Source organism: Spongiactinospora gelatinilytica (assembly GCF_003236385.1).
GTDB classification, from domain to species: Bacteria; Actinomycetota; Actinomycetes; order Streptosporangiales; family Streptosporangiaceae; genus Spongiactinospora; species Spongiactinospora gelatinilytica.
Genome location: NZ_POUA01000155.1, coordinates 1 through 16,098, shown reverse-complemented (window position 1 = coordinate 16,098; position 16,098 = coordinate 1). Strand labels below are relative to the sequence as shown.

General features: G+C 72.1%; 11 protein-coding genes and 1 pseudogene. 7 read left to right on the top strand and 5 right to left on the bottom strand.

Annotated elements, in window-relative coordinates; translation table 11 throughout:
• Positions 1-723 (bottom strand): annotated as a pseudogene (locus C1I98_RS44065) (hypothetical protein); the annotation flags it as partial.
• A 284-nt stretch (positions 724-1,007) separates the two neighbouring features.
• Between C1I98_RS44065 and C1I98_RS19945 the strand changes: the two are divergent.
• On the top strand, positions 1,008-2,300 hold the full coding sequence (locus C1I98_RS19945) for a glycoside hydrolase family 18 protein (RefSeq protein ID WP_111168947.1): 1,293 nt from the start codon (positions 1,008-1,010) through the stop codon (positions 2,298-2,300).
• A gap of 140 nt (positions 2,301-2,440) precedes the next feature.
• Here the strand turns inward: C1I98_RS19945 and C1I98_RS19940 are convergent, their stop codons facing one another.
• A complete protein-coding gene (locus tag C1I98_RS19940; RefSeq protein ID WP_146607532.1) occupies positions 2,441-2,755 on the bottom strand; it encodes a hypothetical protein in 315 nt (104 codons plus the stop codon).
• Between the two features lie 217 nt (positions 2,756-2,972).
• The gene (lepA, locus tag C1I98_RS19935; RefSeq protein ID WP_233508014.1) at positions 2,973-4,814 is read right to left on the bottom strand and encodes a translation elongation factor 4; all 1,842 of its coding nucleotides are present in this window, start codon (positions 4,812-4,814) and stop codon (positions 2,973-2,975) included.
• Between the two features lie 166 nt (positions 4,815-4,980).
• On the opposite strand from lepA, the gene C1I98_RS19930 reads away from it, so the two are divergent.
• From C1I98_RS19930 to C1I98_RS19905, 6 genes are all read left to right on the top strand, one after another.
• Positions 4,981-5,991 carry a glycoside hydrolase family 18 protein gene (locus tag C1I98_RS19930; RefSeq protein WP_111168944.1) on the top strand — a complete coding sequence of 337 codons (1,011 nt, stop codon included), beginning with the start codon at positions 4,981-4,983 and terminating at the stop codon, positions 5,989-5,991.
• Positions 5,992-6,193: 202 nt separating this feature from the next.
• Entirely contained in the window at positions 6,194-6,466 is a 273-nt protein-coding gene (gene rpsT, locus C1I98_RS19925) for a 30S ribosomal protein S20 (RefSeq protein WP_111168943.1), read from the top strand.
• Between the two features lie 272 nt (positions 6,467-6,738).
• Positions 6,739-9,942 carry an FtsX-like permease family protein gene (locus tag C1I98_RS19920; RefSeq protein WP_111168942.1) on the top strand — a complete coding sequence of 1,068 codons (3,204 nt, stop codon included), beginning with the start codon at positions 6,739-6,741 and terminating at the stop codon, positions 9,940-9,942.
• Positions 9,939-12,629, top strand: coding sequence for an FtsX-like permease family protein (locus tag C1I98_RS19915; protein ID WP_111168941.1), 2,691 nt, complete (start codon positions 9,939-9,941; stop codon positions 12,627-12,629). The genes C1I98_RS19920 and C1I98_RS19915 overlap by 4 nt, the downstream gene beginning before the upstream one ends.
• Positions 12,630-13,565 carry an ABC transporter ATP-binding protein gene (locus C1I98_RS19910; protein ID WP_111168940.1) on the top strand — a complete coding sequence of 312 codons (936 nt, stop codon included), beginning with the start codon at positions 12,630-12,632 and terminating at the stop codon, positions 13,563-13,565.
• The gene (locus tag C1I98_RS19905; protein WP_111168939.1) at positions 13,558-14,253 is read left to right on the top strand and encodes an ABC transporter ATP-binding protein; all 696 of its coding nucleotides are present in this window, start codon (positions 13,558-13,560) and stop codon (positions 14,251-14,253) included. The genes C1I98_RS19910 and C1I98_RS19905 overlap by 8 nt, the downstream gene beginning before the upstream one ends.
• Before the next feature lie 274 nt (positions 14,254-14,527).
• Here the strand turns inward: C1I98_RS19905 and holA are convergent, their stop codons facing one another.
• On the bottom strand, positions 14,528-15,508 hold the full coding sequence (gene holA, locus C1I98_RS19895; RefSeq protein ID WP_199537061.1) for a DNA polymerase III subunit delta: 981 nt from the start codon (positions 15,506-15,508) through the stop codon (positions 14,528-14,530).
• A gap of 39 nt (positions 15,509-15,547) precedes the next feature.
• The coding region (locus C1I98_RS19890; RefSeq protein ID WP_111168937.1) for a ComEC/Rec2 family competence protein at positions 15,548-16,098 on the bottom strand (551 nt) is incomplete at its 5' end.

Here is a 16,098-nt window from a genome sequence, read left to right as displayed (position 1 = left end):
ACCCCGATCGCCCTGCGCGTGCCCTCCAGGCTCCAGGGCCCTCGTTTCGCCTGACGGCCCGCCCTCCGGCCGGGCCGCACCTTCGGCGCGGCCACGGCGGGAATCTGAGCCGGGCTCACCGCCGATCGGAATGATCGTCGCGCCGCCTTCGCCGGGCATGGTGGGCGGGTCGAGGTGCTGGGTGGCACCGGGCCCGCCTTGCGACTCCTGACCGGCCGGCGAGCCGCCCGGAGGGCCGCTCCCCTCCCACTCGGCGGGACGGATGGACCGTAACGGCTTCTCCGCCTCGCCAGGCGCGGGCCGCTCCTTCGGGTCACCGGGTCTGCGGAACCCGGGCGGCGGCAGCCGGCCCCCTGCCGGGGTCTGCGGTCTCGTCCACTGGCTGCCGACCTCGGCAGAGGGATCAGAGGAGGGATCGGCCGACGGGCGGGAGTGCCTGCCGTACGGGAAGGAGTGCCTGGGCGCCGCCGGGCGTTCGGCGGCGGCCGGTCGATCGGTGGAGGAGCCGAAGCTCTGGGGTACGGCGGGCGGCTGCGGCCGCCCCTCCGCGCCGCCCGGCGGCTCAGGGCCCGCCCTCCAGCCGCCCTCCGGCACGCCGTGCCCGCCGGGCGGGCCTGGTGGCGCGCCGCCCGATAACGAGCCCGAAGGAGCGCCGCACCTGGGACATCGTTCGAGATCCCCGACGTTCACCCCACAGCGGCGGCACGCTTGCTGCTCGTCCATTCCGAAGCTCCACCCCCCAGCCGGGCGATGGCCGGACCCCATGATCCGCCCACCGGGATGAAACCACCCGTGTAACCGTACCTGCGGGACGTCTGAGCTGGTAGCTCTGGCCGCTCCCTAAACCCGAGGCTAGCCGAGGCAGACCACCCGGCGGTGGATTATTTCGCCAAGGCCGTTGACGTGAGTGCCCCCCGGTTCTACGATCCGGAACAACTTTAAGGAAACTTTCCTAAAAGTTGTGCAGCTCGCAGCCCGTCCACCCCCCGCCGAGCCGTGGAGTTCACGTGGTCCGATTCCTCAGGCACCTCACCGTCGCCGCAGCAGCCCTCGGGCTCGCCGCGGCCGCCGCATTACCCGCCCAGGCCCAGCCGCAACCGCTGCGGCACGACAGGCACGGGCACCACGACAAGTTCAAGCGCGTCGGGTACTTCGTCCAGTGGGGCATCTACGCCCGCAACTACCACGTCAAAGACCTGGAGGCGAGCGGCGCTCCCGCCAAGCTGACCCATATCAACTACGCGTTCTCCGACGTCAACGCCAAGGGACTGTGCGCGTCCGCCGACCCGTGGGCCGACTGGGACCGCCCGGTGCCGGCCGAGCTGAGCGTGGACGGCGTCGCCGACGCCCCCGACCAGGTGCTCAAGGGCAACCTCAACCAGCTCAAGAAGCTCAAGGCCAAGCACCCCAAGCTCAAGATCCTTATCTCGCTCGGCGGCTGGACCCTCTCCAAGTACTTCTCCGACGCGGTCCTGACCCCCGAATCCCGCAGCGCGTTCGCGGCCTCGTGCGTCGACCTGTGGCTGAAGGGCAACATCCCCGGGCTCCCGCCGGGCGCCGGGGCCGGCGTCTTCGACGGCATCGACCTCGACTGGGAGTGGCCGGGCTCACCCGGGGCCGAGGGCAACGTCGTGCGTCCCGAGGACAAGCAGAACTTCACGCTGTTCATCGCGGAACTGCGCAAGCAGATGGACGCACATGACCGGCGCTCGCAGATCACCGCCTTCCTCGCCGCGGCGGCGTCCAAGATCGACCCCGGTCTCGAAGTGGCCAAGGTCTTCAAGCTGCTCGACTTCGCGACCGTCCAGGGGTACGACCTGCACGGCTCCTGGGACACCAAGACCGGGCACAACGGCAACCTGTTCACCGACCCGCGCGACCCCTACCCGGTCCGTTACAGCGTGGACCAGACGGTGCGCGACTACCTCAAGCGCGGCGCGCCCCGGCACAAGATCGTGGTCGGCGTCCCGGCGTACGGCCAGGGCTGGACCGGAGTGACCGCCGGCGGAGACGGCCTGTGGCAGCCCGCCACGGGACCGGCCCCCGGCAGCCAGGGTGCGGGCACGGAGGACTACAAGCTGCTGGTCAAGAAGCCCGGCAAGCACTTCAGGGACTTCCGGACCGGCGCGCACTGGCTGTACGACGGAAATGAGTTCTGGTCCTACGACGACCCGGCCTCGCTCACCCAGAAGGCCCTCTACATCCGCGCCAAGCGGCTCGGCGGCTCGATGATGTGGTCGCTGGACCAGGACGACGCCAAGGCGTCGCTCACCTCCGCCCTCTACCGAATCCTCCGCTAGGTCCGCTAGATCCACTAGATCCGGCAAGAAGGAATCCCCTCAGACCGGGCGGGGTCGCGCATCCTGGGGTCAGTGCCCGTCCCCGCCCGCTTCATCCCGGCCCATCGCCGTCACCCGGTGGTGCGGCCGGCCGCCGTGGTTCAGCTCGCACTGGGCTCGCCCCCCTCGGGAATCAGCGAGGCGAGCTGGAGCACCGGCTCGACCATCGCCTGCCGCGTCTCCTCCGTGCCGGCCGCCCCGCGCTCGGCCGGCCCGAAGCAGGACGCCGCGGCGTCGAGCACGGCGAACAGCACCGTGGAGTCGGGGAAGGGCACCTCGACCAGGATCGTGCCGTCGTCGGCGACCTCGGCTAGCTTCACGTGGTCGCTGAGTATCCGCTGGATCTCCACCGCCATCGCGCTGCCCAGCATCGCGGCTCGCACGAACCGCTCGGCCGCCTGACCATCTCCAGTCACAATCGAACCTCCAGTTCGCACACAAGTTCGATCAGACGGTACGGCACGGCACCGACAGTTCCGTGAATCACGAGGATCCCGGCGCTGGAACGGCGGGCCACCACGACACCCGCGAAACCCGGCCACCGGGGCGCCACCGGCGACGGCGGACGGCGAGCGGGACGCCCCGCCGTACCGGAGCCGCCGCCCGCCCCCTGGAACGGACAGCGGCGAAGGGCTACTTCTTGGCCTTGTCGACGGCGGAGGAGTCGGTGGAGAGCGCGGCCACGAATGCCTCCTGGGGGACCTCGACGCGGCCCACCATCTTCATCCGCTTCTTGCCCTCCTTCTGCTTCTCCAGCAGCTTCCGCTTACGCGTGATGTCGCCGCCGTAGCACTTGGCCAGGACGTCCTTCCTGATCGCCCGGATGTTCTCCCTGGCGATCACCCTGGACCCGATGGCCGCCTGGATCGGCACCTCGAACTGCTGCCGCGGGATCAGCTCACGCAGTTTCTTGGCCATCTCCACGCCGTACGGGTAGGCCTTCTCCCGGTGCACGATGGCGCTGAAGGCGTCCACCGCCTCCCCCTGCAACAGGATGTCGACCTTCACCAGGTCGGCCTCCTGCTCGCCCGAGGGCTCGTAGTCGAGCGAGGCGTAACCGCGCGTCCGGGACTTGAGCTGGTCGAAGAAGTCGAAGATGATCTCACCCAGCGGCAGCGTGTAACGGATCTCGACGCGGTCTTCGGACAAATAGTCCATCCCGAGGAGCGCGCCCCGGCGCCCCTGGCACAGCTCCATGATCGCGCCGATGTGGTCGGAGGGGGCCAGGATGGTGGCCCTGACCACGGGCTCGTAGATCAAGGCGATCTTGCCGGCCGGGAACTCCGACGGGTTGGTGACGGTCATCTCCTTGCCGTCCTCCATCACCACCCGGTAGATCACGTTGGGCGCGGTCGAGATCAGCGAGAGGTTGAACTCGCGCTCCAGGCGTTCGCGCACGATCTCCATGTGCAACAGCCCGAGGAACCCGCAGCGGAAGCCGAAGCCGAGCGCCGCGGAGGTCTCCGGCTCATAGACCAGGGCGGCGTCGTTGAGCCGCAGCTTGTCCAGGGCCTCGCGCAGCTCGGGGTAGTCGTCGCCGTCGATCGGGTAGAGGCCGGAGTAGACCATCGGCCGCGGGTTGTCATAGCCGCCGAGCATCACCTGCGCCGGGCGGGCCGCGGAGGTGACGGTGTCGCCCACGCGCGACTGGCGGACGTCCTTCACGCCGGTGATCAGGTAGCCCACCTCGCCCACGCCGAGCCCTCCGGCCGACACTGCGGGCTCCGGCGCGATGACGCCGATCTCCAGCGTCTCGTGCTGGGCCGTGGTGGACATCATCAGCAGTCGCTCGCGCTTGCCCAGGTGGCCGTCGATGACCCGGACGTAGGTGACCACGCCCCGGTAGGTGTCGTAGACGGAGTCGAAGATGAGCGCGCGGGCGGGCAGGTCGGCCCGGCCGACGGGGGCGGGCACCTCGGCGACGACCTTGTCCAGCAGCTCGCGCACGCCCGCGCCGGTCTTGCCGGACACCCGCAGCACGTCGCCGGGCTCGCAGCCGATCAGGTGGGCGAGCTCCTCGGCGTACTTGTCGGGCTGGGCCGCGGGCAGGTCGATCTTGTTGAGCACCGGGATGATGTGCAGGTCGGCGTTCATCGCCAGGTAGAGGTTGGCGAGCGTCTGGGCCTCGATGCCCTGCGCCGCGTCGACCAGCAGGATCGCGCCCTCACAGGCGGCCAGCGAGCGCGACACCTCGTAGGTGAAGTCGACGTGGCCGGGGGTGTCGATCATGTTCAGCACGTACTCGGCGCCGTCGACGTGCCACGGCAGTCGCACGGCCTGCGACTTGATGGTGATGCCGCGCTCGCGCTCGATGTCCATCCGATCGAGATACTGGGCGCGCATCTGGCGTTCGTCGACCACACCGGTGAGCTGCAGCATGCGGTCGGCAAGCGTCGACTTGCCGTGGTCGATGTGCGCGATGATGCAGAAGTTTCTGATCACCGCGGGATCGGTCTGGCCTGGCTGGATGCGCACCGGAGTCCGTTTCGGCTGGGCTGCTGAGAGCGGGGATGCCCGGGATCTGCCCGGCCCCCCTGCAAGTCTAGCGACGGGCTCGGCGCGCTCCGCCCACCCCATGTCGCCGGATACGCGCCGGATACCCGCTTTGACGGGAATCGCCGGACAGCGCTGATAATGCGCAATGCGAGTGACAATCGTGGCGCGCCGCGCGTTACGCCTCCTGGCCTGGCTGCTGACCGTGCTGCTCATCCTGGTGGCCGCGTTCGCCGCGGCGCTGGGGACACAGTACTCCAAGGCATCGGCCGACTGGGCCGCCACGACCGGCCATGACGCGATGTGGCTGGGGCACGCGTGGGTGGACGGCCGGCGCACCGAGCGCGACGTGGAGGCGCTGGCCGTACGGCTGCGCGGTACCGGCATCCGGGACGTGTACGTCCACTCCGGCCCGTTCGACTTCGACGGCACACTGAACCCCGCCAAGTACCCCAACGCACGAAATTTCCTGAAGTGGTGGCGGGACCACCTCCCCCACGTCCGCGTCTCCGCCTGGCTCGGCCAGGCCGTCAAGAACGGCCTCGACCTCGACGACCCCGGCGCCCGGCGGCGGGTGCTGGACGGCGCCCGCGACATCATGGCCACCGGTTTCGACGGCGTCCACTACAACTTCGAGCCGATCGGCGACGGCGACGCCGAGTTCCTCGACCTGCTCACCCGCACCCGTGCGATCGTCGGCGAGCGCGGCCTGCTGACGACGTCGGTCCCCCAGGTCGAGCCGTACTCCGGCCTGCGCCCGATCGCCCGCGCCCTGCTCGGCCACGACAAGTACTGGTCACGCGGCTACCTGGCCCAGGTCACCGCCCGCACGGACCAGATCGCGATCATGACCTACGACGCCTTCGCGCCCACCCGCGGCCTCTATGGCGGCCACGTCGTCCGGCAGGCCGCCATCGCCCTGGACCTCATCCCCGAAGGCGGCGCGAGCGTCCTCATCGGGGCCCCGGCCTACCACGACCACGGCGTGCCGCTCCTGGACGCCGCCGAGAGCGTCGCCGGCGCCGCGGAGGGGGCGCGGATCGCGCTCACCGAGTACGGCCGGCGCAGGGAGCGGTTCGGGCTGGCGCTGTACGTCGATTTCGCCGCGACCGAGCAGGATTGGGCCGAATACCGGCGGCACTGGCTGCGCACCGGCTAGACTGTGACCTGGAGATGTCCTGGAAGATCCCTGGCCGGTCCCCAGCGACGGCAGGTCCAGGAGATCCCAGGCGAATCCGAAGACCCAGGCCGCTGATTTGAGCTGCGCACCATCCGGTTGGTAACCTGTTCAACTGCGTGTGGCGCGCCCTCTCATCTGCCCGCGCGCCCCATCCAACCGACCTGCAGACCGAGGCTCCTTCGTGGCGAACATCAAGTCCCAGATCAAGCGCAACCGGCAGAACGAAAAGCGCCGGATGCGCAACAAGGCTGTCAAGTCGTCCCTGAAGACGGCGATCCGCAAGTTCCGCGAGGCCGCCGACGAGGGCAGGACCGAGGAGGCCGTGGTGCACATGCGCAGCGCCTCCCGGCAGCTCGACAAGGCGGCCAGCAAGGGCGTCATCCACAAGAACCAGGCGGCCAACCGCAAGTCGGCGATCGCCAAGCGCGCCGCCGAGCTCAGCGCCGCCGGCTGAGCGACCCGCCGCCGATCCCGGCCGCACGCCGCACTCCCCATCATGTCGGGGGTGCGGCGTTTTCGCGTTCCCGCAGGCCGGTGCGACATCTCCGTAGCGGATGGATAACCCCCGCTCGTCATAGGTTTGTCACAGTTTCGATATCACATCCGCATAGCCAGGGGGTATCGGCTGAGCAACCGTGATATCCGCCCTATTGCCCGATCCTGTCCTGCTCCTCAATGGTGCATACGGAACGTGAAGCAAGCGAGCACCATGGGAAGGCGGATCTCATGCGGGGGAGGGCGCCGCTCGTCCTGCGACGCGCGTTCAGCGAACCGTTGCTGCTGCTCGCCGCGCTCGGGTCGATCCTGCTGGCGACCACCACCCTGGTCGCGCTGAGCACGTACGCGTCGTCCGTGGTCGACATGGGCGTACGCCGCGCCGTACAGAACGCCTCCTCGCTCACCACCGCCACCCGGCTCACCTCCACCGTCACCAAGGACGGCTTCCCCGCCCTCGACGCGGCCGTCAGGGACCGGGTGACCCGCGCCTACGGCGGGCTCCCGGTCACCGTCACGATCAACGCACTGTCGGACTCCTACGCCATGCCCGGCCAGGAGAAGCGGGAGACGCCGGATCTGACCAGGTTCGGGGTGTTCGAGGGCATCGACCGGCACGCCCGGATCGAATCGGGCCGCTGGCCCTCCCCCGCGCCCGAGGGCGCGCCCGTCGTCGAGGCCGCGCTCTCCCAGACCGCCGCCCGGGGCATGGGCCTCGGCGCGAGCGACGAGATCACCGTCGCCTCCCGGCTGCGCGGGCGCGAGCCGATCCGGGTGCGGATCGCGGGCGTGTTCGCGCTCAACGACCCCGCCGACGAGCGCTGGGCCGCCGAACGCCTGCTCTCCGCCGGTATCGAGGCCGGGGAGTACACGACGTACGGCCCGCTCGTGGTGCCCAGGGAGACCTTCGCCGGCCGCTTCACCACCAGCGTGGCGGCGACCTGGCTCGGCGAGCCGGACCTGCGCACGCTCGCCCCTGACCGGCTCGGCCCGCTCGCCGCCTCGGTCGGCGCGCTGACCCGGATCGACGACGCGGCGCTGCCCGGCTGCGCCGACTGCGCGGTCACCACGAACCTGCCGGTGATGTCGGCCCAGCTCACCACGGCCGGCCTGGTGGCCCGCTCCACCATGCTGGTGCCCATCCTGCAACTGCTGTTGCCGGCCGCGTACGCCCTGATGCTGACCGCGCGGCTGCTCGCCGACCACCGCCGCATGGAGGTCGCGCTGCTGCGTTCGCGCGGCGCGGGCACGGTACGGCTGGCCGGGCTGGCCGGGGGCGAGGCGCTGCTGGTCGCGCTGCCGTGCGCGATCGCCGCGCCGTTCCTGGCCGCCCCGCTGCTCCGGCTGGTCGCCTCGATCCCGTGGATCAGGGCGTCGGGCGTGCAGCCGTCCTCGGCCGCCGAGGCCGCCGGGTTCCTGGTGTCCGGGGTGGTCGCGCTGGCCTGCGCGGCACTGCTCGCACTGCCCGCCGTACGGGGCGCGCGCCGTACGTACATCGAGGAGCAGTCGGCGCGGGGTCGCGGCGACCGCAGCGGCCTGTTCCAGCGGGCCGGGGCGGACGTGGCGCTGCTGGGCGTCGCGGCGCTGGCCATCTGGCAGCTCCAGCGGTACGGCGCGCCGGTCACCCAGACGGCGGGCGGGGGCCTTGGCATCGACCCGCTGATCGTCACCGGCCCCGCGCTCGCCCTGCTGTGCGGGGGGATGCTGGGCCTGCGCCTGGTCCCCCGGGTGTCGGCGCTGGCCGAGCGGATCACCTCGCGACGCGCCGGCCTCGCCCCCGCGCTCGGCGCGTGGCAGGTCAGCAGGCGTCCGATGCGTTACTCCGGGCCCGCGCTGCTGCTCACCATGGCCGTGGCCATCGGCGTGGTGTCCATGGCGACCGCCGCCACCTGGCGCGGCTCCCAGGAGGACCAGGCCCGGCACCAGGCCGGGGCCGACCTGCGGGTGGCCGGTCCCGCCGAGGCCGCCGAACTGGGGCCGCTCGGCCGCGGCACCGCCTACGCCGCGCTGCCCGGCGTCGCGGCGCTCAGCCCCGCCTACCGCAGCAGCGGCGAGTTCGGCGGCAACCAGGTGACCATGCTGGCGCTGCGGGGCGACCGGCTGCCCGCGCTGCTCAACCTGCGCCCCGACCTTTCGGCCGACCCGCTCCCCACGATCGCCGCCCGGCTGACCGCGAACCGGCCCGCGACGGCGGCGCTGCCCATCCCCGGCGAGCCGCGGGAACTGCTCCTGGACTTCCGCGTGGAGGCCGCCTCCGGCCCCGCCGAGGCGCGGCTGACGATCGAGGACGCGCTCGGCGTACGGCACGACCTACGGCTCGGCCCGCTGCGCGCCGGGGACAACGCGATGAAGGCCGACCTCGCCGCGCTGGCAGGGCGTACCGGAAAGCTCGGCCATCCCCTGTCGGTGCGCGGGTTCACGATCTCGGTGCCGCAGGGCGGCGGGCAGGTCACCCTGGCGGGCGTCCGCACCGGCGACGGCGGCGCGGTCGCGCTGCCCGCCGGACACCGGTGGGGCCACCAGGCCGCCGACGGTCTCACCGTCGCCGCGGACAAGGGCCTGTTCAGCGTCTCGGCCGAGCCGGGCGTCGAGCGGGTGACGCTGCTGCCCGTCGGCCCGGACGGCGCCGACCTCGGCGCGATGGCGGCCCGGCCGTTGCCGGTGCTGGTCACCCGGGACCTCGCGGTCAGCGAGCGGCTGGCCACCGGACAGCAGACGACGGTGACCCTGGACCAGCGTCCCACCCCGATCTCGGTGGCGGGCATCGTGGACACGCTGCCGGGGGCGGCGGGGCGGCCCGCCGTACTGGCCGACTGGGCGACCGTGCAGGCGCGCGACATGATCGCCGGGGCGCCGTCCCGGCCGGCCACCGAATGGTGGCTGGACGCCCGCGGCGGCGACACCGCGCCCGCCGCCGCGGACCTGGCCCGCCACCCCGAGTGGGACCGGACGGTGGTGGACCGCGCGGCGCTCACCCGCGAGCTGCGCGATGACCCGCTGGCCAGCGGACTGCAGGGGGCGCTGATCCTCGGGTTCGCCGCGGCGCTGGTGTTCGCGCTGCTCGGCTTCATGGTCAACGCGGCGGTCGCGGCACGCGAGCGAGCGGCGGAGTTCGCCATCCTGCGCGCGCTCGGCATGAACTTCCGGCAGGTCCTCGGCCTGCTCGCGGTCGAGCAGGCGTTTTTGATCGGGCTGTCGCTGGCCGCCGGGACCGGGCTCGCGGTCACGGTCGCCCTCCTGGTCGTCCCGCACATCGTGGTGACCGGCCAGGCGACGGCGGTCACGCCCGCCGTCACGCTGGACATCCCGTGGCTGCCCACGGCCGGGCTGCTGGCGGTGGTGGCCGCGCTACTGTTCTTGATCGTCGCCGGACTCGCCAGGACCCTGCGCAGGCAGGCCCTCGGCGGTGCGCTTCGGGCCGGGGAGGACCGGTGAACGTGCTCGTGCTCGCCACCCGCGTGCATCGCGGGGCGGCGGCGGTGCTCGCCGTACTGACGCTGACCGCGTCGCTGCTGATCGGCGGGCTGCCCCGCGCCGTGCAGGGCGCCTACGACAACGCCCTGCACGAGGTCATGAACTCCGTCCCGGCGCACCGGACCGACCTGGCCGTACTCCAGTCGGTCGACGCGGACGTCATCGGCGACGCCGAGGGGTTCGCCGCCGCGATGGACCGCTGGCAGCGGCTGCTGCCGCCGGACCTGCGCGCCGTCGCCGACCTCGGGCCCGGATCACGGACGCACGCCGCCGCCAAGACCGCGCAGACCCCCGTCTCCGGGCGCATCGGCCCCGGTCACCAGAAGCACCAGTACGTCAACATCGGCTGGCTGTCCGACGCCGACCGCCGGGTCCGCTATGTGGAGGGGACCGCACCGGGGCCGGTCACCACCGCCGAGCGGCCCGGCGGGGAGCGGACTCCGCAGTTCGACATCGCCCTCACCAGGGAGGCGTCGCAGCGGATGGACATCCCGGTCGGTACCACACTGGTACTCGGGCACAGCGACATGATCGCCGCCCGGGTCACCGCGATCTTCGAGCCGGTCGCCCCCCGCGACCGGTACTGGGACCACAACCGCGACATGCTCGCCGTCAGGATCGAGTCACAGCCGGGCAGCGACAACAACGACACCTACATCACCGCACTGACCTCCGCCGCGACCCTGGCCAAACTGGACGGGCGGGCCCGCCGGCTCACCTATCAGTGGATCATCGGGGTGGACTCCGCCGCGATCGACGCGCGCAACGCCCGCCAGGTGATCGACGCCACGTCGGTGTTCGTCGACAAGGCGGGCACGCTGGCCATGGGCCAGACCGTCGGCCAGGGCGTACTGCCCGGCGGCGGCTCGCCCGGCCGGGCCACCACGGGCCTTGCCACGCTGCTCGGCGACTACCTGGTCCGGCTGGGCAACGCCGAGTCGCTGCTGCTGCTCCTCCTGGCCGGGCTGGCCGCCGTCGCGCTGGGCGTGATCGCGCTCGCCGTGCAACTGCTGACCGAGCGCGTCCGGCCGACGCTCGGCCTGATGCGCGCCCGCGGCGGCTCCCTGGGCCAGGTGGTGGGCACGGGCGCGGGAGTGGCCGCCGCGGTCGCGGTGCCCGCCGCGCTCGCCGGGTACCTGCTGTCGTACCTGGTGCCGGGGCCGCTCACGCCGATCTCGCACATCGGGCCCGTGGTGCTCGCGCTGGCGGCGGTGCTGTTCGCCGCCGGGCGGACGGCGCTCGTCCATCGCAAGCCGCTGCACGACCGGCGCGACGACGTGGTGAGCCGCCGTCCGTCGCCGCGGCGGCTCATGCTGGAACTGGTGGTCGTCGTGCTCGCCCTCGGCGGGGCCTACCTGCTGCGCACCCGCGGGCTGACCACGTCGGTCGCCGAGCGCGGGGCCGACCCGTTCCTGATGGCCATGCCGGTGGCGCTGACCGTGGCCGGCGCGCTGATCACCGTGCGGTGCTACCCGTATCCGCTGCGGGCGATCTCCGCGCTGGTGGACCGGCGGCCACGGGCGGTGCCGTTCCTGGGGTTCACGCTGGCGGCGCGGGCCAGGTCGTTCAGCGCGCTGCCGGTGCTCATCCTGCTGCCCGCGCTCACCGTCTCGGTCTTCGCGGCGGTGATCTCCAACGGCCTGACCTCGACCCAGCGGGAGGCGGCCTGGCAGCGGGCCGGCGCCGACGCGCGGATCGACAGCGCCGTGGCCATCCCGCCCGAGGCGATCGAGCGGGTACGGCGGGTGCCCGGCGTCCGTGAGGTCGTACCGGCCGCCAAGGAGTCGGTGCAGATCGGCAGCGGCGGGGTGTTCGGCATCGGTTTCGCCGTGGATCTGGCGGCCTACCGGAAGATCCTGGCCGGGACGCCGCTGTCGATGCCCGCGCCGCCTGAGGCGGTGCCCGCGCCGGCCGTACCGGCCCTGGTGAGCCCCGAACTGATCGGCAACGCCACGCTCCAGATCGGCTGGAAGGCACGGCTGACCGTGGTGCCCAAGGGCACCGTGACGGCCCTGCCCGGCGTGTACGGCGAGCCGCGCGGCCTCATCGTCGTGCCGCTGGACGCCAACGAGCGGGCCGGTTCGCGCACCGAGATCAACACGCTGCTGATCGGCGGCACGAACCTGGACCCGGCGCGCCTGACGGCCGCCGCCGGGCTGTCGGTGCCGCCCAGCGTGACCACCGTGAGCGGCGAGCTGAGCCGGATCACCTCCACCCCGCTGGCCGGGACCGTCCAGACCACCCTGCTGGTGGTCACCCTGGCCCTGGGCGGCTACGCGCTGCTCGCGGTGATCATCGTGCTGGTGATCACCGGTGCCGAGCGGAGCACCGCGCTGACCTACCTGCGCACCCTCGGCATGTCCGAACGGCAGGCCCGCGGCCTGACCGTACTGGAGATCGCCCCTATGATCGTGCTGACCGCGCTGGTGGGGCTGCTGCTCGGGCTGGCCCTGCCCGCCGCCCTCGGGCCCGGCATCGACCTCAGCGTCTACGCGGGCGACGTCCGGATCGAGGGTTACCCCGTCGATGTGCTGACCCCCTCCCTGCTGGCCATCGGCCTGGCGGGAGTGGCGATGGCCGGCGCGTTCGCGCACGCCGCCATCGCCCGCCGCCGCTCGCTCGGCTCCGCGCTCAGAGTAGGTGACTGAATGACGACCGAAACCCCGTCGCTGTCGGATCTTGAGGCCCAGGCCACCCGCGCCCGTCCCGCCTTCGGCGAGCACGCCCACATCCTGTGCGACAACCTGGTGCGCATCTACAAGACCGAGGGCGTCGAAGTGGTCGCCCTGCAGGGCCTTGACCTGCTGGTGGAGAAGGGCGAGCTGATCGCCGTGGTCGGCGCGTCGGGGTCGGGCAAGTCCACCCTGCTCAACGTGCTGTCCGGGCTCGACGTGCCGACGGCGGGCGTGTCCAGGGTGGCCGGCATGGACCTGCTCTCGATGAAACCGAAGGACCGGCTCAGATACCGCAGGGAGGTGGTCGGGTTCATCTGGCAGCAGACGGCCCGCAACCTGCTCCCCTACCTGAACGGCCAGGAGAACGTGACGCTGCCCATGCGGCTGGCGGGCAAGCGCGCCTCCCAGTCCAGGGCGGCCGAGCTGCTGGAGCTGCTCGGCGTGCCGCACTGCGCGACCCGCCGTCCCGGCGAGATGTCCGGCGGCGAGCAGCAGCGGGTCGCCATCGCGGTCGCGCTGGCCAACTCTCCCGAGGTCATCCTGGCCGACGAGCCCACCGGTGAACTGGACAGCGACAACTCCGAGGAGGTCTTCGCCGCGCTGCGCGGCGCGAACCGGGAGCTGGGGGTCACCGCGGTGATCGTCACCCACGACGACCTGGTCTCGGAGCAGGTGGACCGTACCGTGGGCATCCGCGACGGGCGGACCAGCAGTGAGACGCTGCGCCGCGAGTCGGGGGACGGCGGGCTGATCGCCGAGGAGTACGCGGTGCTGGACCGCGTGGGGCGGTTGCAGCTTCCCCGCGACTTCATCAACGCGCTGAACATGGAACGCCGGGTGCGGCTGGAGCTGGAACGGGACCACATCGGAGTGTGGCCGGAAGCGTCGGGGGGTGGCGAGGATGAGTGATCCGCTGGTCGTCGTGGAGGGCGTCCGCAAGGTCTACCGGAACGGCCCGAATGAGGTCGTCGCCCTCAAAAAGGTCTCCTTTCAGGCGTTTCCCGGCGAACTGATCGCCGTACGCGGCCGTTCGGGCTCCGGCAAGACCACCCTGCTCAACCAGGTGGGCGGCCTCGACCGCCCGGACGCGGGCCGTGTCATGGTCGTGGGGCACGAGGTCACCGCCATGCCCGAGGACGGCCTGCTCGCGCTGCGCCGCGACGTGATCGGCTTCGTGTTCCAGTCGTTCGGGCTGATCCCGGTACTGTCGGCGGCGGAGAACGTCGGCGTGCCGATGCGCCTGGCCAAACTGCCCGCCGCCGAACGCGACCGGCGCACCGCCATGCTGCTGGCCCTCGTCGGCCTGGAACGGCACGCCAACCAGCGCCCTTACGAACTGTCCGGCGGCCAGCAACAGCGCGTCGCCATCGCCCGCTCCCTGGCCAACCGCCCGCGCCTGCTCATCGCCGACGAGCCCACGGGACAGCTCGACTCCCAGACCGGCCGCCAGATCATGGAACTCCTGCGCGCCCTGGTACGCACCGAGGGTGTCACGGCCCTCGTCGCCACCCACGACCCCAGCCTGATGACCTTGGCCGACCGCGTCCTGGAAATGCACGACGGCGCGCTCACCACCCCCGAACCCGCCAAAACCTGACCCCAGCGGCCACCGGCAAGCATGTGGGTGTTAGTGAGAATGACAGCGCAGCGAGCCGCAGCCCGGCCCGGCCGCCCGTGAGCTGTTCCCCGACGACTTCCATGACCTTCCGAGCAAGCCCGCCTTCCTGTCCTTCGTCTTCGAGGTACCCACCGTCTTTGCCGACTCGGACGGCTGAACCCGCTGCTCGGCAGCACAGCCCCGCGGCCTGCACGACTGTTGTCGCGGCCGACCTGCAAAGGCTGTCGCAACTCAGGTACCGGGCGGATTCGCCTCAGCGGGTCATGGCGCGGCACGCCACGATGGTCTGGACGGCGTGCTCCAAGGCGTACGCGGGGTCGGCGCCGCCGCCCTTGACCTGTTCGTCGGCATCCGCGACGGCCTGGATCGCCCGGGCGATGCCGTCCGCTCGCCAGCCGCCGAGCTGACGCCTGACGCGGTCCACCTTCCACGGCGGCATGCCGAGATGCGAGGCGAGCTGCCCGCCGCGCAGGTTGCGCGGGGCCCCGCCGACCTTCGCGAGGGACCGCAGCCCGCCTGCGAGCGCGCTCACGAGCAGCACCGGGGCCACCCCCGTGCCCAGCGCCCACCGGAGCTGCTCAAGCGCGTCGGCGAGCCGGCCCTCGACGGCCGCGTCGGCCACCGTGAACCCGGTCACCTCTGCCCGCCCCCGGTAGTAGCGGGCGACCGCCGCCGCGTCGATGCCCTTGCGATCGGCAGGCGTGTCGAACGCGAGCTGGCTGCACGCCGCCGCGAGCTCCCGCAGGTCGCTCCCGACCGCGTCCACCAATGCCTGCGCCGCGTCCGGCGCGATGGTCCGGCCCGCACGCCTGATCTCGCCCTTGACGAAGTCCAGCCGCTCCCCCGACTTGGTGATCTTGCTGACCGTGAGGACCTGGGCGCCCGCCTTCTTCACCCCGTCCACGAGCGCCTTGCCCTTGACCCCTCCCGGATGGGCGAGCACGAGCACGATCCCCTCGGCGGGCCTGGCGGTGTACTTGACCACCTCGGCGATCACGTCCTTGCCGAGATCCTGCGCGGACCTGATCACGATCGCCGCCCCGTCCCCGAACAGCGACGGCGACGTCAGCCCCGACACCTGCCCGGGCTCGACCTTGGCCCCCACGAGATCGTGCAACTCCAGCCCCGGATCCACCTCTCGCGCCGCGGCCACCACGGCGCTCACGGCACGGTCGGCGAGCAGTTCCTCATCGCCGAGCACCAAGGTCACAGGGGCAGGACTAGTCGCGGCCATGCTCAGAGCATCCCACATGCGATCGTCTCGCCGGGCGGGCTAGCGGGCAGGGGGCCCACGGGGCAGGACGGAGAGGGACCCTGAGGCCGTGGCGATCACTGCGAGGTCGCCGGAGCGGTCGGTGCGATAGACCCGCATGCCCGCCCGGGTGAGCCGGGAGACCGTCAGCGCCGCCGGGTGGCCGTAGCCGTTGTCCGCGCCCACGCTGATCAGGGCGGCACGCGCACCGACGGACGACAGGAAGGCCGGGTCCTGGCGCGCCGACCCGTGGTGAGGGACCTTGAGCACATCGGCCCGGGGAAGCCCGCCGCGCAGCAGCGCGGCCTGCGCCTCGGTCTCGAGGTCACCGCTCAGCAGGGCCGATCCGGCGGCCCAGCGCACGTGGAGCACGACGCTGGCGTTGTTCACCGCCGCCTCATCCCCGAGGCCCCCCGGAACCTCTCCGGCGACGGGCCCGAGCACCGTGAGCAGCGAAGGCCCGAAGCTGCACCGCTGACCAGGACCCACCCGCCACTCCGGGACCCGGTGTCGTGCGATGTCCGCCGAGAGGCGGCCGACGGCCGGTGTGGCCCGCGTCTGCACCCCCATGG